Source organism: Corynebacterium nasorum, from assembly GCF_032821635.1.
Taxonomy (GTDB): Bacteria; Actinomycetota; Actinomycetes; order Mycobacteriales; family Mycobacteriaceae; genus Corynebacterium; species Corynebacterium kefirresidentii.
Map to the genome: position 1 here is coordinate 50,505 of NZ_JAVBIE010000003.1, position 18,029 is coordinate 68,533.

The 18,029-nt window shown below is 60.9% G+C and carries 16 protein-coding genes; 9 read left to right on the forward strand and 7 right to left on the reverse strand.

The features are described from left to right. The first annotated feature begins 10 nt into the window (after positions 1-10). Both miaB and RAE07_RS03605 read left to right on the forward strand, forming a co-directional pair. Entirely contained in the window at positions 11-1,573 is a 1,563-nt protein-coding gene (miaB, locus tag RAE07_RS03600) for a tRNA (N6-isopentenyl adenosine(37)-C2)-methylthiotransferase MiaB (protein WP_023021363.1), read from the forward strand. 22 nt (positions 1,574-1,595) lie between these two features. Continuing rightward, positions 1,596-2,222, forward strand: a complete 627-nt coding sequence (locus RAE07_RS03605; RefSeq protein ID WP_317001368.1) for an Rv2732c family membrane protein — start codon at positions 1,596-1,598, stop codon at positions 2,220-2,222. A 40-nt stretch (positions 2,223-2,262) separates the two neighbouring features. On the opposite strand, the gene RAE07_RS03610 is transcribed toward RAE07_RS03605, so the two are convergent. Both RAE07_RS03610 and RAE07_RS03615 read right to left on the reverse strand, forming a co-directional pair. After that, complete coding sequence (locus RAE07_RS03610; protein ID WP_317001369.1) at positions 2,263-3,393, reverse strand: GNAT family N-acetyltransferase; 1,131 nt, start codon at positions 3,391-3,393, stop codon at positions 2,263-2,265. Further along, complete coding sequence (locus tag RAE07_RS03615) at positions 3,393-4,697, reverse strand: DUF349 domain-containing protein (protein WP_317001370.1); 1,305 nt, start codon at positions 4,695-4,697, stop codon at positions 3,393-3,395. The genes RAE07_RS03610 and RAE07_RS03615 overlap by 1 nt, the downstream gene beginning before the upstream one ends. A gap of 136 nt (positions 4,698-4,833) precedes the next feature. On the opposite strand from RAE07_RS03615, the gene RAE07_RS03620 reads away from it, so the two are divergent. The 3 genes from RAE07_RS03620 to dapF are packed head-to-tail and all read left to right on the forward strand — an operon-like array spanning position 4,834 to position 7,195. After that, positions 4,834-5,433, forward strand: a complete 600-nt coding sequence (locus tag RAE07_RS03620) for a hypothetical protein (protein ID WP_317001371.1) — start codon at positions 4,834-4,836, stop codon at positions 5,431-5,433. Further along, the gene (gene miaA, locus RAE07_RS03625; RefSeq protein WP_316328208.1) at positions 5,433-6,329 is read left to right on the forward strand and encodes a tRNA (adenosine(37)-N6)-dimethylallyltransferase MiaA; all 897 of its coding nucleotides are present in this window, start codon (positions 5,433-5,435) and stop codon (positions 6,327-6,329) included. Before RAE07_RS03620 ends, miaA begins: the two co-directional genes overlap by 1 nt. 5 nt (positions 6,330-6,334) lie before the next feature. Beyond that, positions 6,335-7,195, forward strand: coding sequence for a diaminopimelate epimerase (dapF, locus tag RAE07_RS03630; RefSeq protein WP_316328210.1), 861 nt, complete (start codon positions 6,335-6,337; stop codon positions 7,193-7,195). 23 nt (positions 7,196-7,218) lie between these two features. Here dapF and RAE07_RS03635 read toward each other — a convergent pair whose 3' ends face one another. Both RAE07_RS03635 and RAE07_RS03640 read right to left on the reverse strand, forming a co-directional pair. Next, entirely contained in the window at positions 7,219-7,824 is a 606-nt protein-coding gene (locus RAE07_RS03635) for a hypothetical protein (protein WP_316328211.1), read from the reverse strand. A gap of 35 nt (positions 7,825-7,859) precedes the next feature. Continuing rightward, positions 7,860-8,657 carry a hypothetical protein gene (locus RAE07_RS03640; RefSeq protein WP_023021371.1) on the reverse strand — a complete coding sequence of 266 codons (798 nt, stop codon included), beginning with the start codon at positions 8,655-8,657 and terminating at the stop codon, positions 7,860-7,862. A gap of 75 nt (positions 8,658-8,732) precedes the next feature. Here RAE07_RS03640 and hflX point away from each other — a divergent pair, with 75 nt between their 5' ends. The 3 genes from hflX to RAE07_RS03655 all read left to right on the forward strand — a co-directional run bounded on the left by hflX (position 8,733) and on the right by RAE07_RS03655 (position 12,658). Further along, entirely contained in the window at positions 8,733-10,226 is a 1,494-nt protein-coding gene (hflX, locus tag RAE07_RS03645; protein WP_317001372.1) for a GTPase HflX, read from the forward strand. 30 nt (positions 10,227-10,256) lie between these two features. Next, positions 10,257-11,537, forward strand: coding sequence for a uracil-xanthine permease family protein (locus RAE07_RS03650; protein ID WP_317001373.1), 1,281 nt, complete (start codon positions 10,257-10,259; stop codon positions 11,535-11,537). Positions 11,538-11,668: 131 nt separating this feature from the next. Continuing rightward, on the forward strand, positions 11,669-12,658 hold the full coding sequence (locus RAE07_RS03655) for an HNH endonuclease signature motif containing protein (protein WP_316330682.1): 990 nt from the start codon (positions 11,669-11,671) through the stop codon (positions 12,656-12,658). A gap of 68 nt (positions 12,659-12,726) precedes the next feature. Here the strand turns inward: RAE07_RS03655 and RAE07_RS03660 are convergent, their stop codons facing one another. The 3 genes from RAE07_RS03660 to RAE07_RS03670 are packed head-to-tail and all read right to left on the reverse strand — an operon-like array spanning position 12,727 to position 16,135. Beyond that, on the reverse strand, positions 12,727-12,996 hold the full coding sequence (locus RAE07_RS03660; protein ID WP_317001375.1) for an HPr family phosphocarrier protein: 270 nt from the start codon (positions 12,994-12,996) through the stop codon (positions 12,727-12,729). 54 nt (positions 12,997-13,050) lie between these two features. Then, positions 13,051-15,156: a PTS fructose transporter subunit IIABC gene (locus RAE07_RS03665; protein WP_317001377.1), complete on the reverse strand. Its 2,106-nt coding sequence runs from the start codon at positions 15,154-15,156 to the stop codon at positions 13,051-13,053. A gap of 13 nt (positions 15,157-15,169) precedes the next feature. Beyond that, positions 15,170-16,135, reverse strand: a complete 966-nt coding sequence (locus RAE07_RS03670; RefSeq protein ID WP_284798478.1) for a 1-phosphofructokinase family hexose kinase — start codon at positions 16,133-16,135, stop codon at positions 15,170-15,172. A 194-nt stretch (positions 16,136-16,329) separates the two neighbouring features. On the opposite strand from RAE07_RS03670, the gene ptsP reads away from it, so the two are divergent. Next, a complete protein-coding gene (ptsP, locus tag RAE07_RS03675) occupies positions 16,330-18,018 on the forward strand; it encodes a phosphoenolpyruvate--protein phosphotransferase (RefSeq protein ID WP_023021378.1) in 1,689 nt (562 codons plus the stop codon). Positions 18,019-18,029: the final 11 nt, after the last annotated feature.

Below are 18,029 nucleotides of genomic sequence, written 5' to 3' on the forward strand. Positions count from 1 at the left end.
TCCGGCAGTTATGAGATGCCTAACTACATGGCTAAACTATGCCGACGTGGAGCAGACAATCGCAGATACCCGTACTTATGAAGTCCGAACCTTCGGCTGCCAGATGAATGTGCATGATTCCGAGCGCATCTCTGGCCTTTTGGAGGAGGCAGGCTACTCGGCCGCCGGCGAAGGTGTAGAGCCAGACCTTATCGTCTTTAATACCTGCGCCGTGCGTGAGAATGCCGATAAGCGGCTCTATGGCACCTTGGGCGCTTTGAAGAAAACCAAGGAAAACCACCCAGGCATGCAGATTGCCGTGGGCGGTTGCCTGGCGCAAAAGGACAAGGACACTGTCCTTGATAATGCACCGTGGGTCGATGCCGTCTTTGGCACCCACAACATGGCGGCTCTTCCGACCCTGCTAGAGCGCGCTCGCCACAACGATGAAGCCCAAGTGGAGATTGTCGATTCCCTCGAGGCGTTTCCGTCCGTCTTGCCGGCCAAGCGTGAGTCTGCCTATGCCGGCTGGGTTTCTGTTTCAGTAGGCTGCAATAACACCTGTACCTTCTGCATCGTTCCTTCCCTGCGCGGTAAAGAAGAGGACCGTCGGCCGGGCGACATTTTGGCCGAAGTCCAAGCGCTGGTGGATCAGGGCGTATCTGAGGTCACCTTGCTGGGACAAAACGTTAATGCCTATGGCGTTAATTTCGCCGATCCGGAGATGCCGCGCGACCGCTTCGCTTTCTCTAAGCTGCTGCGCGAGGTAGGCAAGATCGAAGGCCTTGAGCGCCTGCGGTTTACCTCCCCGCACCCGGCGGAATTTACTTCTGATGTTATCGACGCCATGGCGGAGACCCCGTCCGTGTGCCCGCAGTTGCACATGCCGCTGCAGTCTGGCTCCGACAAGGTTCTTAAGGACATGCGCCGTTCCTACCGCACGAAGAAATTCCTGCGGATTTTGGATGAGGTACGGGAGAAGATTCCGCACGCCGCGATTACCACGGATATCATCGTGGGTTTCCCAGGCGAGACCGAGGAAGACTTCCAAGACACGATGGAACTGGTGCGCCGCGCCCGCTTTGCCTCTGCCTTTACCTTCCAGTATTCGCCGCGCCCAGGCACCCCGGCCGCGGATATGGAGGACCAGATTCCTAAGGACGTCGTCCAAGATCGCTTCGAGCGCCTCGTTGCTTTGCAAGATAGCATCCAGGCCGAGGAGAACAAGAAGCTCATCGGCACAGACGTTGAACTTTTGGTCCAGGCAGAGGGCGGCCGCAAGAACGATGAGACCCACCGCATGACTGGTCGCGCTCGTGATGGGCGCTTAGTGCACTTCACCCCGGTTGATTCTGACGGTGCGGACATCTCCACCGCGATTCGCCCGGGCGATGTGGTCCATACTCAGGTCACCGGTGCGGGTTCTTTCTTCTTGCTTGCCGACGCCGCCGTTACCTCCCACACCCGCACCAAGGCCGGCGACATGTCGGCCGCCGGTGAGACCCCGACGACGGCGCCCATCGGCGTGGGTCTGGGATTGCCGTCTATTGGAAAGCCAGCGGCCGCTGAATCCGGCGATTCTTGCGGTTGCTAAGAGGGGAGTAGGCTAGGGACCCATGACTGAGGAAAAGCCCACCACCGCCGCCCAGAAAGCAGCTACCGCGGAGCGCCGCGCAGCACAAACAATGGACCTCGGCGGCCACAAAGTCACACTGTGCATCGCGGTGGTGGCTTATATCCTCTACCTGGTTTTGCCCTACGCCGGCCCCTCACACGGTTGGGAAGCGTTGACCTTCGGTACCACGTCCAGCGGAGTCAGAATATCCCTCATGGAAACCGTCTCCGCGTGGCTCGCTCTCCTTGGATTGGGCGTTCTCACCCCGGTGACACTGTTTACCCGCCGAGCTACGCCTGGACTTGTCGCTTGGATGCTGGTGACTGTGTCCTTCTTTGCCAACCTGTGGGGTTTCTGGTTCCGCGGGTCTACCGCTGACGGGGCATCGCTGGGAATGTGGGTAGGAATGCTGGCTACCTTCCTAGCATTTTTGGCCTATTGCTTAGTGGCGTTGCGCCGCAGCCCAGAGCAAAAGGCTGCCGAGGCTCAAGTGCGTGCCACCGCCGGACAGCTCGATGAGGTGGGCGAATTCCAACCTGCTATTAACGCGGCGCCGCGGCAGGTGCCAATTGTGGATAATCGCCGCAAGCAAGCTGCTGAGCGTCACCGCGCCCAACACGGCGAGTAAAAAGCGCGCCGCCGCGCCTTTATCTGTGACGCCTGCGGCTCTAGTCTCGCAATCGCAACTCCCATGCACAAGAGCGGGAAAGCTCTCGGGCACCCAATCTACGGTAAATGGCATTCATCGCTTCGTCTTTGTCCGCCACGGAGCCGTAGCAACGACGTACTTGTGGCCAATGGCGTGCAACGGCGTGAAGCGCTGTGAGCTTGGCTAATTGCGCGAGTCCGCGGCGCCGGTGCGGACGATCGGTGACGGTCAAAGTCCACTCGGCTACCTCAGGATTCGCATCCTCGTGCCTGGCTACTTCTGCCAGCGCGAGGATTTTCCCCTCTTCGCTGGTGAGTGCGATAAGTAACGTATGTCCGCGGCGAGAACGCAGCCGGCTGTGGGCTTCGCGCAACCGCGTGCGAGTCCAGACGATGGGCTCCACCGTCAAATCCCCGGTCTCCGCGTCTTGGGAGGCTAGGGTAAGCAGCCGCATGACCTCGTCGAGGTAGCTTTCTGGGATGTCGTAATCAGCCCACGCTTGCGAGGTGATTCCCGCTGGAAGGAGTGCCGCCACGGGGCTTTCGGGGATGTCCATCACGAGTTGGTGTTCCGCATGCCGGTGCTTAAACCCCAGCTGGCGGTAGACGCTTCCCATGACATCGTAGTCTGGGTCCGTCCCCGGTGGATGCAGAAGACCGACGTGCGCAATGGTGCGGCCGAGCTTCCGGGCAAGCTCCAGCGCCTTTATGCCCATCCACTCGGCTACTTTCTGCCCTTCCTCCTCGAGTTCTTGCCCAGGGAGAGGCAGATCGCACAGCACGGATTCGATCTCGGCGGTTTCGCGCTCTTCTAAAAGCGGCAGGCTGAGGTGGATGAATCCGAGGTAGTCCAGCTCTGGGCTGGGCTCCACCGCAGGTATTAGCGGCAGCCCAAGCTCAGAGACCTCGCCCAGAGTGGAGTCGCCGTCCACTACGGCAAAGAGATGGGTCTGTGATTCGCTAGAACCCTGCAGGCGCTGGACCACGCGGCCCGGTGACGTCGATGCCGCGGCATCGCCGCTTGCTTCTTGGGCCGCCAAGTTGGCCCAAAAGACGAAGCTGCGAATGCAATCCGCTGGTTCGCTGGGCCGTGCGTCAACGGGAGATGCGTGCGGCGGCCGCGGTGGACGCGCAATGTGGACGAGGTGCACTACTTATCGTTGACGGCGTTAGCGGCGGCGTCGGCAAAAGCCTGCCATTGCTCGGCCTGAGCGCGCAGATCAGCGGCTTTCTTTGCATTGCCCTTGGCTTCAGCCGCCTCGGCCTGAGACTTAAACTCATCGACTTTCGCCTGGAATTGTGCCACACGTGCCTGCGCCTCTGGGTCGGTGCGGCGCCATTCAGATTTCTCCGCATCGGTTACGCGCTGCTCCAGCGCCGCGATCTTGGACTCGTATTCGCGCACCTGCTTGCGGGGAACGAAGCCGATCTCTTCCCACTTTTCCTGCAACTCGCGCAGCTTGGCCTTGGCTCCCTCGATTCCCTTAGCAGGATCGATTTGACCGTCGTATTCCGCAATCAAGGCGTCTTTGGCCTTGGCATTTTCTGCGAACTCGCGGTCGCGCTCGTCATTGACGGCATTGCGAGCATTGAAGAACTTGTCTTGGGCGGCGCGGAAGCGGGCCCAGAGTTTATCGTCCACCTCGCGTGGAGCGCGGCCGGCGGCCTTCCATTCGGTCATCAAATCGCGGTAGAAGCGGGCGGTGGGACCCCAATCGGTAGAATCCTGGATGGCCTCGGCTCGCTCGACGAGCTCCTCTTTCTTTTTGCGGGCAACCGCACGGGCGCGGTCCAGCTCAGCAAAGTGGGAGCCGCGGCGGCGGTTGAAGGAATCGCGGGCGCGAGAGTAGCGCTTCCACAGGGCATCATCGGTCTTACGGTCGATACCTTTAATCTGCTTCCACTCCTCCAAGATGGCGCGGATGCGGTCGCCAGCGGCCTTCCAGTCGGTGGTGTTTTCAGCAATTTCTTCTGCTTCAGCCGCCAGCTTTTCCTTGGCAGCGATTGCTTCTTCGCGGCGACGCTCCTTATCGGCCTGCGCCTGCTCGCCGGCTTCTACCGAGTGTTCAATCACCGCGCTAAGGCGCCGATCCAAGGCAGCGATGTCTCCGATGACCGAAGCAGTAGCTAGGGTTTCGCGCAACTGCGCTGCGGTCTTTTTAATGCCGACGGCCTCATCAGGATTGGCGCGTAGGCGTGCCTCGAGCAGCTCGATTTCGGTAGATAGATCGTCATAACGCGCGCCGTAGTGCTTAAGGCCCTCCTCGGGGGTACCGGCTTTCCACTCGCCGATCTTGCGTTCGCCCTCTGGAGCAGAAACGAAGACGGAACCATCTGCGTCGACCCGGCCCCACTTGGCCGGGTCATTGTTGCGTGGGGCCTGAACGGGAACAGGCTTTGCGGTGGGGCGAGGGCCCTTCTTGGGCATGGAACCTGGGGTAGGGATGGGAGACATGACAAGCCCTCCTATGCATAGATCGCCGCGCGTCACGGCTGCCGGATAAAATCATTGGATACATTACCGCGAATATCTCGCGCGCGCCCAGATTCTATTTAATTACCTCCACTTGGGTAGATAGTATGGAGAAATAATGTTCAATCTCATGGTAATGCCAGCCTCACCAGCGCTGGCCGTGGAGCTTTCCGCTCATGACGCTGCCTCTCGTGCACTGCTCGCCGCTGCTCGCTCCCTTGCGGTGGAGGCTGCCGCGGCCGGTATCACAGCCGTGGATATCGTTGGCAGCCAAGACCAGCGCTGGTATACCGCCCATACCGGCAGTTTACAGGCCTGGGGAGCAGCCACGGACCTGGGCGGCGGCAATTTTTTGCCCGAGATAATGGCGCGCTACGTACTACACAGCGTGCCGCAGCTTAGCGTCCGCGGTAGTCGGGAGGCTATCGGCCAGCCGGATCCAGCGGCGCTGACCATCGTCGTGGCAGATGGCAGTGCAGGCCTAACCGAGCGCGCCCCTTTGGCGCTTGTTCCAGACGCCCAGGCAGCGCACGAGTGGTGCGAGGAGGTGCTAATGGGGGCGTCGGCAAGCAGGGCAGGTGAGTGGCTTTGCCAGCGCGGCGTCATAGAACCCGCACTGTGGGAGGAATTGGCGGGCCTGCGGCCAAGGAAAGCACAGCTTTTGGCCACCGATGCCACCTTGGGCGTTGGCCGCTATGTCGCAGGATGGGAGGTCTAATGCACCCGATTGCAGTCTTTGGTCCCACCGCCTCCGGAAAATCTGCCTTAGGTCTGGCGCTTGCGCATGAACTAGACGGAGAGGTGGTCAACGTCGATTCCATGCAGCTATATCGCGGCATGGATATTGGCACCGCCAAGCTCACCCCGGCTGAGCGCGAGGGGATCCCGCACCATCAGCTCGATGTGTGGGAGGTGACCGAGACCGCTTCCGTGGCGCGCTACCAGCGCGATGCTATCGCGGACGTGGAAGTCATCATGGCCCGCGGCAAAACGCCCATTCTGGTCGGTGGTTCCATGCTCTATGCCCAAGCGCTTGTCGACGACTGGCAGTTCCCACCCACCGACCCTGCCGTGCGCGCCAAGTACGAGGCACGACGCAGGGAAATCGGCACGGACGCGTTGCATGAGGAGCTGGCGCAGGTGGATCCGGCCGCAGCCGCCATTATCGAGGATAAGGACCCGCGCCGTACCGTCCGCGCGCTCGAGGTCATTGAACTAACCGGCAAGCCCTATAAAGCCAGCCAACCGCCGAAGGATGCCCCGCCGCGGTGGGGAACCCGCCTCTTGGGGCTGCGCACCACCGCGGACTGGTTGAATCCGCGCATTGAACTGCGCACCCGCCAAATGTTTGAGCGTGGGCTTATCGAGGAAGTCGAGCGTCTCCAAGCACAGGGCTTGGTGGCTGATTCCACCGCTGGCCGCGCTATCGGCTATGCCCAGGTATTTCAAGCCCAGCGCGGCGAACTCACGTGGGATGAGGCTGTAGAGCGCACCATTACCGGGACGCGGAGGTATGTGCGCCGTCAGCGCTCCTGGTTTAACCGTGATAAGCGCATTACATGGCTGGATGCTGCGGGCGATACGGCCGCCCAGGCTTTGCGCGCGCTAGGGTAGGGAACATGAAATTTGCCAAGGGCCATGGAACTGAAAATGACTTCGTCATCGTGGAAGACCACGCGGCTGCCACGCCGCTTAGTCCCGAGCGCGTAGCGGCGCTGTGCGATCGCCGCGCCGGTATCGGAGGCGATGGTTTGCTGCGCGTCGTGCGCGCCGATGCTTTGCTCGCAGCCGGTGAAATCGCCGAACTGGCCGAGGGCATTGCGCCCGATGATTGGTTCATGGATTACCGCAACGCCGATGGCTCCGTGGCCGAAATGTGCGGCAACGGAACCCGCGTATTCGCCCACTGGCTGCGCTCGCGCGGTCTGGTGGACGAAGATAAGTTCACCATCGGCACTCGGGCGGGCGCCAAGCTCGTTACTGTCCATTCGTGTGATGCACACGCGGCCGAGGTCACGGTGGAGATGGGGCCGGCCGAAGTAACTGGCGTGTCCACCGCATCCATGGCGGGGGAAAAATATGCCGGTTTGGGCGTAGACATGGGAAACCCCCACCTGGCGGCCGTGTTGCCGGGGCTGGAGGCTAAGGAGCTCGCGGCAAAGACGCTGGAGCAACCCGTTGTCGATGCGGCTTTCTTCCCGGATGGCGTAAACGTCGAGCTGGTGACTCCACTGCGCGACGGCCACGTGCACATGCGTGTCTTCGAGCGCGGAGTAGGAGAGACTCGCTCCTGCGGCACCGGCACCGTAGCAGCAGCGACCGCCGCACTTGCCGACGCCGCCGTTGACCACACCAGCACCCCCCACGGCACCGTGCACGTACACGTACCGGGCGGGGAAGTTATCGTCGATATTTACGAGGGCGGCTCGCGCTTGACCGGACCTTCCGCGATCGTCGCCACCGGCGAGACCTCGCTGTAGACCGCCTCGTGTCTGGCTAGTGTTTAGGCGCTGCGCCCTTCGCCTTCCTCGAAGGCTTGCTCTTCGAGTTCTTGGCGGCGCAGCGCGCGATTTTCTACTTCGTTCTTTTCATACTTCGGCCCGAGCGCGAAGGCAGCACGGCGGGCAGACAACCACGTTTCTTTCAGTTCGCGGGCGCGCTCATCGGTGACCCTGAGCAAAGATTCCAACTCGTTGGTGCTAATTTCTTCCGCATTAACGCGCAAGTTCAACCGACGCAGGAACCGCCGGGCGCCGGAAAGCTCGTAATGGAAGGCTTGGATGGTGGGGTCGGAACAATCCAAATCTAAAAGCGCCGGCCGGTAGAGCGTGCGGTCCGCCATTTTTTCGGCGGCCGCGGAGGAGCGGAAGTCCTCGTATTCCGCCACGACGTCGTCGATGTCTTCCGCCGAAAGGCGAATAGAACTGCGCAGGGCTGCCTGCTCTGAGGCATCCGGCCGGGTATGCAGCATAAGCAGCGCCGCCGCGATGAGCAGCGCTGCAATGAAAACCCCGGGGACTTTCAGGGTTGCCACAACCGCTGCTGATCCCACCAGGATCAGCACGAGAACCATTACCCGCCGGTTCCTCGCATTTTCAGGGAAGGGCATCCACACAGCTATTTCACCAGGCCTTTATGTCCGTTCTAATGGCCGCCGCAGCCGCAGCCACCGGAGCCACAACCGCAGCCAGCGCCATCGCCGCAACCGCCGCTGGGCAGCTCAATAGACGCCGTAAGCATCGCGGTACCGGCCACGATAGAGTCCTTCGCCGGTAGCTCGCCGGCTCCCACTGGCAGGCAGAGGTCGAAGGGGAATAGGCCATCCATGACGAGGTGAGCGAATTTCTCCCCGGTCAGCTCGTTGGTGCGCCACTCAGATTCCATGACGCGTGCGGCAAAGGAGGCGGCAGGGGTCGGGACCTTGGCACCGGAGCCAGAGGAGATAACCTTGGCCCCCGCGGATTCGAAGAGCGCGGGGAACTCGCCCTCGGCCGCCTCATAGGCAGCGGCGGAATCGTAGGTGCGCACATCCAGCCCCATGGCGGTTAGGGAAATTTGCTGCCACTGCTGCAAGGGTTCGTCGACAAGCAAAGGCCCCTGCGCCAGGTTTGCGGTGGCCTGGGCGATGGTGGTGCCGAAAGGATCGATGATTTCCAGCAGGGCCAGGACATCGTTGACCATCTCCACGTGGGCAAACCCTTGCGTGACGGCATCGAAGCCGATGAAGGTAGCAAAGGGCTCTACCGCGAGGATATTAAGCTGCGCGCCCGACGGATCGGTGAACTGAATGAGCTGGCCACCGCGCACCTCACCGGTAACGGCTAAGCGGTCGCTGGCGATGGCCGCCTCGACCGCATCCTGCCAGCGCTCGAAATTGAGGCCAATGGCCTGCATCTCGGTATTCTGCTTCACCCCAGTGTCCTTAACGTTCATGCCCGCCATTGTATCGCCTTGTCCAGCCAGCTAAGAATCCGAAATTCCCGCTTTCGGCCGCAACATGCAAAAATGAAAGGTAGTATGACCGAATTTTCCCAGCATAATAACGACGATCTCCTCGCCCGCGCCTTTCGCGATAACGACGCCCCGGCCACGCCGGAGGCGACGCCCACCACCGGTGACCTCGATCTGGCAGAGCGCAACGCCTTCCGCCGCGTTACCCGTGAGACCACCATCCGCGCCGAGGACACTACCGATGGCTACGAGGTGGAGTACCGAAAGCTGCGCCTCGAGCGAGTCATTTTGGTCGGCGTGTGGACCGAAGGCACCGTGGCCGAAGTGGAAGCCACCATGGACGAGCTGGCCGCGCTTACCGAAACCGCCGGCGCCGAAGTAGTGGAGATGATTTACCAAAAGCGCGATAAGCCGGACTCCGGCACCTACATCGGCTCCGGCAAAGTGAAGGAATTGCGCGATATCGTCGAGGCCACCGGCGCCGATACCGTGGTCTGCGATGGTGAGCTTAACCCCGGCCAGCTCACCGCACTCGAGCGTGCGCTAAACACCAAGGTCATTGACCGCACCATGCTCATCCTTGACATCTTTGCCCAGCATGCGAAATCAAAAGAGGGTAAGGCCCAAGTCTCATTGGCGCAGTTGGAATACCTGTATACGCATACCCGTGGTTGGGGTGGCAACCTCTCGCGCCAGGCAGGCGGCCGCGCGGGATCCAACGGCGGCGTGGGCCTGCGTGGTCCCGGTGAGACCAAAATTGAGACAGACCGTCGCCGTATCCGCACGGAGATGGCCCGCCTGCGCAAGGAACTGCGCGCCATGAAGACCGCACGTGAGGTCAAGCGTTCCAAGCGCCAACGCTCAACCATTGCGCAGATAGCTATTGCGGGCTACACCAATGCCGGAAAGTCCTCCCTCATTAACGCCATGACCGGCGCCGGGGTATTGGTGGAAGACGCGCTCTTTGCCACATTGGACCCCACCACTCGCCGTGCCACGCTTGCCGACGGCCGCCAGGTCGTCTTCACCGATACCGTCGGCTTCGTCCGCCACCTGCCCACGCAGCTGGTCGAGGCCTTTAAATCCACCCTGGAAGAGGTACTAGCCGCCGATATTATGCTGCACGTGGTCGATGGCTCAGACCCGTTCCCACTAAAACAGATTGAGGCGGTCAATCAGGTCATCTATGACATCGTCTCTGAGACAGGGGAGCAGGCCCCGCCCGAAATTATCGTGATCAATAAGATCGACCAGGCCGATCCGCTGGTGCTTGCTGAGCTGCGCCACGTCCTTGACCATGAGGACGTCGTCTATGTATCTGCCCGTACCGGTGAGGGAATCGACGAGCTTACCGCGCGTGTGGAACTCTTCCTCAACTCCCGCGATAGTCACGTTAAGCTGCAGGTTCCCTTCATGCGCGGGGATGTGGTGGCACGCGTGCACGCCGAGGGCACGGTGCGCCACGAGGAGTATACGGCCGATGGCACGCTTGTCGACGTCCGCCTTCCCGCACCCACCGCCCGTGAACTCGCTGAATTCATCGTGGAGGACGTTTCCTAAACCAGCTCCGGTGATCCATAATTAAGGCTCGTGAGCTTAAAAGGTTGGACCGTCCACGGGGACGGTAAAAAGATTGCCCCAGGCGCGGTGGTGGCGCCGGAAGAACGACTCAGCTGGGGCCGCACCATCGGCATCGGTATGCAGCACGTGGTGGCCATGTTCGGCGCCACGCTGCTAGTTCCCACCCTGACCGGATTCCCCGTCAACACGACGCTGCTCTTTTCCGGCCTCGGCACAATTTTGTTCCTGCTTATCACGCGCAACCGGTTGCCGTCCTACCTCGGCTCCTCGTTCGCGTTCATCGCACCGCTTTCGGCGTCGCAGCAGTACGGTATCGCCGCGCAGGCCGGCTCCATTTTGGTTACTGGCCTTGTCCTTGCCGCGGTGGGCGTCGCCGTAAAGTTCGCCGGCCGCCGCGTGTTGGACGCAGTCATGCCGCCGGCCGTAACCGGTGCGATTGTGGCACTTATCGGCCTGAACCTGGCACCGAATGCGGCCGAGAACTTCGCCTCCCAGCCGCTCGTGGCGGCGGTGACGCTGATGGTAATCCTGCTGGCCACCGTCGCCGGCCGCGGCATGGTTTCGCGCCTGTCCATTCTCCTCGGCGTGGTCGTGGGCTGGATTTTCGCCGCTCTCACCGGCAACCTCGGCGATGACGCCGTCGCGGCCATTGATGCCGCCCCGTGGGTGGGCCTGCCGCAATTCCACGCACCTTCCTTCAACGTCTCCGCCATTGCCGTCGCGCTTCCCGTGCTGGTGGTCCTCATCGCGGAAAACGTCGGCCATGTCAAGGCCGTTTCCGAGATGACCAAGCGCGACTTGGATGACTTGGCCGGTGACGCTCTTATCGCCGATGGCCTCGCATCCACCCTCGCTGGCGGCTTCGGCGGCTCTGGCACCACGACCTATGCTGAAAATATTGGCGTGATGGCCGCTACCCGCGTCTATTCCACCGCCGCGTACTGGGTAGCAGCCTTTACCGCCATCCTTCTGGCTTTCGTGCCGAAGTTTGGCGCGCTGATTTTCACCATTCCTACCGGCGTTCTTGGTGGGGCCTGCATCGTGCTTTACGGCCTTATTGGCATGTTGGGTGTGCGCATTTGGATGGACAATAAGGTCAATTTCAATAACCCGGTCAACTTGACCGCGGCCGCAGTGGCGCTCATCGCGGGCATCGGCAACCTGACTCTCAGCGTTGGTGGGGTTTCCCTAGAAGGCATCGCGTGGGGTTCAGTGGGCATTATCGTCGCCTATCCGATCATGAAGAAGCTATACGATTCCGTCGGCGAAGGCTACGCCGCCAAGTACTAATTTTTCTGCTGTGGATAATTGCCCGCCGCGCGCCCGCGGCGGGCAATTTTGTTGACGGAGCAACGCGGGTTATCCACACCGCTCCTGTACCTGGCTCGCGTGGGCTTGCGCGGGCTGTTTAACTCAGCGGCATGACCGCATTGGACGCATACTTAGACGCCATGAGCGCCGGAATGGACATCGTCGCCGCCGCTCAAGGGCTCAGTGATCGCGAGCTCATCGCGCAAGGTGCTTCCGACATTGCCGCGCGTGACCTGCTACGACTGTGCGATACTTACTTTGGCAAGTGCGGCTTTTCTGCCAAACAGCGAGCAGCGCGACAGACTACTCATTCCCTCGACGTGCTGCTGCTCATTGAAAAATACGCCCTGCGCTTGCCGACGCAGCGAGATGCCTGGACCCTACGCTGCGAACTGTGTGCCTTTCGTGGCAGTGCTACAGCACTAGAAAAGCGTGCTCGGGCCTTGGTCCGCGAGCTGCGCCCGCGCCGCACACCGGAAAAAGGCGTGCGCATTACCCGTCGTTCCGGCGGCCCGTGGTCGCTGACCATTACTGGGGATTCAGCCGATGTAGCAGATATGCACGCCGCATTGGATGCCAATAAGCCGCTGGAATCTGCCAAAGACCTCTTTTTCGGGAAAGCGAATGCAGCACGCACGACGGTAACGACACAGGTAGTGCTCACCCTCGATGAGCTCGACCGAATAGTCGACGGTGGGGGCGAAGAAATTACCCTGCAGTTGACCAATGGCGCTCAAATGACGGGAGCGGAGCTCGTGGCGCGGACACTAAGCGATCACGGCTATGTCACACTCGTCCACCCGCACGAGGGGCCGGTAAACCTTTATCGAACCTCGCGGCTAGCCAACGACAAGCAGCGGCTGATGGCGGCTGCGCTAAACCCGGTGTGCCCGTGGGAGAGCTGTAATTTTCCCGCGGATGAATGCCAGGTCCACCACCTGAAGGCGTGGAAGCACGGCGGAGAGACTAACGCTGCGAACCTCGCGACTTGTTGTCCCTACCATAATGGAGTCAATGACGATGACCCCAATGCCCCGCCTCGCCGAGGACGGCTGGCCCGGGTGAACGGGCAGGTGAGCTGGGTGCCACCGTGGGGATAGGTGGCGTCGGCAAGCGAAAAGCTCCCCACCACACAGGCGGGGAGCTTTAAAGCGAACCGTTTTAGGGCTTAGGAAGCGTCTAGGTCCTTTTCGATGAGGGCAGCAATCTTTTCTACCGCTTCTTCGTTGTCGGAAGTAACAGTAACCTCATCGCCCTGTTCTGCGCCAAGAGCCATAATCATCAAAGAAGAGGCCGCATCGGTCTCATCTTCATCGTCATCGCCAACGAGGTTGAGGAAGATGTCTTCGTCGAACTCGCCAGCTGCGTCCGCGATAATGGAGGCGGGACGTGCGTGTAGGCCTACAGAGGAACCTACCTTTATAGTCTTGGAAGCCATGGAAAAGATCCTTTCTTATGGGGATTGTTGCAATCCAGTGTACGAGTGTTTGGTTTATGCCGCCACGTTCTGAGCAGCTTCTTCGACGGCTTTATTAGGCCAGAACTGCTTCATTGCCAGCACCGCTGCGGTCGAGACAACCACACCGGCCGCGATAGCGACGAGATAGCCCCAGAACGGGTCGATGGCGAAGAGGACGAACACACCGCCGTGTGGAGCTCGGGAGCCGACCGACAAGGCCATCGAAACCGCGCCTGTCACCGCGCCGCCGGCCATCATCGAAGGGATAACGCGGAAGGGGTCGGCCGCGGCGAACGGGATGGCACCCTCCGAGACGAAGGACAGGCCCAGCAACCAAGCGGACTTGCCGTTTTCCTGCTCGGCCGGAGTAAACAGCGACTTGCGGATGAACGTGGCCAGGGAGAGCGCAATCGGTGCAACCATGCCGGAGGCCATAACCGCGGCCATGATCTGCATGGAGGACTCGTCGCCGGTAGAAAGTCCGGCCGTAGCGAAGAGATAAGCCGCCTTATTGACAGGGCCGCCCAAATCAAAGCACATCATCAAGCCGAGGATGATTCCTAGGAGCACGGCCGAGGAACCGGACATCGACGAAAGCCAATTCTGCAGGCCATCCATGATGGCTGCCAGCGGTGCGCCCAGCAGTAGGTACATCGCAAGGCCGACGACGAGCGAGGTCAGTAGTGGGATGATGACAACTGGCATAAGCGAGCCCAGCCAGCGTGGTACCTTCCAATTGCCAATCCACAAAGCGACGAAGCCCGCCAGAAGACCAGTTACCAGGCCACCGATAAAACCAGCACCTAGGGTAACCGCGATCGCGCCGCCCGCGAAGCCTGGGGCGATGCCTGGACGGCCGGCGAGCGCGTAGGCGATATAACCGGAAAGAGCAGCAACGATAAAGCCCATCGCTGCTTGGCCAATGGCGAAAAGAACAGCACCGAGATACAGCAAGAACCCGGAGCGCTCGAAATGCATAAGTTCGCCGTCCACGGTTACGTCATGACCAGGAAGATTGCCTAGCGAAAAGTCCGTCGACAGTGCCTGCCAACCGTTTGCCATATCGGCGCCGCCAAAAAGGAACCCAAGGGCAAGCAGAAGACCACCGGCCGCGACGAACGGAACCATATAGGATACGCCGGTCATGATGGCCTGCTGGATGCGCTTGCCCCAACCGAGAGACTTTCCCTCTTCTTCTGCATCGGCTCGGGTAGCGGTGCCGGATACCCTGTGCGCGTGGGGGTTTCGGGCGGCGGCGATGGCCTCGTCGAGCATGGTGCCAGGCTCGTTGATAGCGCGCTTGACACCAGACTCAATTACCGGCTTGCCAGCGAATCGCTCCCGGTCGCGTACGCCAACGTCCGTGGCGAAGATGACCGCATCGGCCGCATCGATGGCGGCTTGGGAGACGGACTCATTATTCGACGAACCTTGCGTTTCTACGGTCAGCGCTACGTCATCGCGTTCGGCCGCGGTCTGTGTGAGGGCGTCGGCCGCCATGTAGGTGTGGGCGATGCCGGTAGGGCAGGCGGTGATGGCCACGATGCGGGTGACGTTGTCCGAAGAATCCGCGGTAGTTGGGGTCGCGGCCGAGGACGAGCCGTTGGAGGCGGCGGAGGAGCCTGTACCGGCGGCACCAGCGGCGGGGGCAGTCGACTCGGTGGCCGGTTTCTTCTTTGGCTTTTCTGCGTTGACTACATCCAAGACAAGGCGAACGATTTCTTCCTTGGTGGGGGCGCTGCGCAGTGCCTCGAGGAAGTCTTTTCGGACAAGGGCGCGGGCTAGCTTGGACAAAATCTTTAGGTGAGCCTTGCCGCCACCGGCCGGAGCGGCGATGAGGAAGACCAACTGGGCGTCTCCATCAGGGCCGGAGAAATCTACACCGCGGCCTAGGCGGGCGAATGCGAGGGTTGGTTCGGTGACAGCCTCGGAACGGCAGTGCGGGATGGCAACACCGCCGGGTACGCCGGTGCCGGCTTTAGCCTCGCGGTCGATGGCGGGTTGGGCCAATCCGGCGACGTCGGTGGCTCGGCCGGTGTCGTGGACTAGCGTGGCTAGGTTGGTAATGACGGAGTCAACACTGTCGCCAAAGTCGGCGTCAAGGGCGACAAGTTCCGTAGTAATGAGTTCGGAAGCCATTTTGGGGCGCTCCTTAGGCTAGCGAGTTAACGGTGGTATTAGCGATATCTATTTCTTCAGGACGAGGAAATTGCGTGCCTTGCTTGGATGCAGCCGCGGTCCCGTAGGCCACGGATCGGGCAAGGCTTGCGGCCGGAGATTTACCAGCGGTGCGGCCGAGAAGGTATCCGGCGAGCGCTGCGTCTCCAGCACCTACGGTGGATTTCACGGTGGCTGGAGGGGGAGTGGCAGCCCATGCTCCTTCAGCCGTAACCAGTACGGCACCGGCGCCACCGAGGGTGACGAGCACTTCTGCGATGCCTCGCTTGACGACGTCGCGTGCCGCGCTAACCACTCCCGAATAGTCACCGCGTGCAGCTTGTGCTTCCAGCTCGCGGCCGTCGGTGCCGGTGAGTTGGCCGAGCTCTAGACCATTGGGCTTTATAAGATCGGGTGCCGAAGACTCGAGATTTTTCCCGATGGCCAGCATCGGAGCATCGGAGGTATCTACCGCGATGCGGGCCTGTGGTGCGGCCGCACGGACAGCGGAGATGAGCTCGCAATACCAATCGGTGTCCACGCCGCGCGGTAAGGAACCTGCCAGCACCACCCAGTCGGCCGCGAGGGCGCGGGCGGTGAGGGTGGAGGTAATGGCTTGGGCATCGGCGTCGGAAAGCACGGGGCCTGGGCCGTTGACCTTGGTGGTGGTGCCGTCGGGCTCGGTGATGGTGGTGTTGACGCGAATGGAGCCATCCATAGCAGTAGCCGAAGAAGGCAATCCGGCCGCGTGGATGAGATTCAGGAAGGAATCGGAGTCGTGGGACGGAAAAAGTGCCAGGGTTTGCTCGCCGGCTAGGTGCACGGCATGGGTGACGTTTACGCCCTTGCCGCCTGCAACCTGTGTGACCTCGCTGGCACGGTGGACACCACCGGAAGTTAAAGGCCCGCTGAGTACGAGGGTGGCGTCGATACTGGGATTGGGGGTCAGCGTGAGAATCAAGTTGTCCCTTTCGCAGGTTATATATTGGGGCCGAACGCCGCTGGAGAGAACCTTTGGGAATGGCCCGCCCTTAATGTTGATTCTTGTCCGAATGTGTCCGAAAGTCAACAGAAAACTGTGGTATACATTGCTTTTCTATCCGTTTTGTGGTGTTCTGGAAGTCAATAACCGCTATCTTCGAAGGAAGTATGCTCATGGAAAACGCGTCTCAGTCCACAATCAAAGGCACCGGTGTCGTTGCCGGAGTCGCCTACGCCGAAGCCGTGTGGGTCCGCCCTCGCCCGGCCCTGCCTACCGAGGGAAGCATTGACCCAGAGCAAGCGAGTGAATCCGAGTACAACCGCTTTCTTGCGGCCGTAGATACGGTTGCTAATCGATTGGAGAAGCGCGCGGCAGCCGCAGAGGGCCAAGCGGCCGAGGTTCTCACTGCAACCGCCGGTATGGTCAAAGACCGTGGCTGGCACAAAACAGTGCGCAAGAATATCCGCACCGGTAGGAATGCGGAATTTGCCACTGTTGGCGCGACTGACAAGTTTGTCACCATGTTCGAAGCCGCTGGTGGCGTGATGGCCGAGCGCACGACCGACTTGAAGGACGTACGCGACCGCGTCATCGCTGAGCTACGTGGTGAAGATGAGCCAGGCCTCCCTTTGGTAGATGGCGAGGCCGTCTTGTTTGCAGATGACTTGGCCCCGGCCGATACCGCAACGCTAGATACCAAACACATTAAAGCCCTTGTTACGGAGCTCGGTGGCCCCACTAGCCATACGGCCATCATCGCGCGCCAATTGGACATTCCGTGCATCGTGGCGGTGGGCGCTTCGCTTGGCGACATTGAAAGCGGCACGCTGGTATTTGTCGATGGCGCAGTAGGAACCGTGACTTGTGGTGCTGATGCGGAGACCTCCACCAAGGCCGTCGCTGAATACCGTGAGCGTGCAGCACGCGTTGCTCAGTGGCGCGGACCAGCTAAGACCAAGGACGGTCACAGCGTGCAGCTGCTGGCAAATGTTGCTGATGGCAATGCCGCCCGCATCGCTTCGGAGTCTCAGGCAGAAGGCATCGGCCTGTATCGCACGGAGTTGTCCTTCCTTTCGGCCAGCGAAGAGCCCAGCGTGGAGGAACAAGCAAAGATCTACGGAAAGGTTTTCAAGGCCTTCCCCGAATCCAAGGTTGTTGTGCGCACATTGGACGCAGGCTCCGATAAGCCAATTTCCTATGCCACGCTAAGCTCTGAGGAAAACCCGGCATTGGGCGTTCGCGGTCTGCGTATCGCGCGCGACAATGAAGCTTTGCTGACCCGGCAGCTTGATGCAATTGCGCAGGCTGCCGAAGCCCGTGATGATAAAGCCTCTACGTGGGTGATGGCTCCCATGGTTGCCACTTCTACCGAAGCGCAGTGGTTTGCCAACTTGTGTCGTGAACGCGGCCTGACTGCTGGCGCTATGATTGAGGTTCCCGCCGCAGCGCTTATGGCGGATAAAATCATGCCGCACCTCGACTTCGTATCCATCGGCACCAATGACCTGACTCAGTACACGATGGCTGCAGACCGTCTGTCCCCGCAGTTGGCCTACCTGACCGACCCGTGGCAGCCGGCCGTGCTGCGACTTATCCAGCACACCTGCATTGTGGGCCAGGCCAATAACGTTGCGGTAGGCGTATGCGGAGAAGCAGCGGCCGACCCCATGCTGGCCTGCGTGCTTACGGGCTTGGGCGTGAATTCGCTGTCCGCAGCGTCTACTGCAGTAGCAGGCGTAGGCGCACAGTTGGCAGAAATTACCTTGGAACAGTGCCAACAGCTCGCTGAGGTGGCATTGGATGCGGAAAGCCCTGATGCCGCCCGTACTGCAGTGGTAGAAACCATGGCATCCTTCGCCTAGCTTGAGGCGAA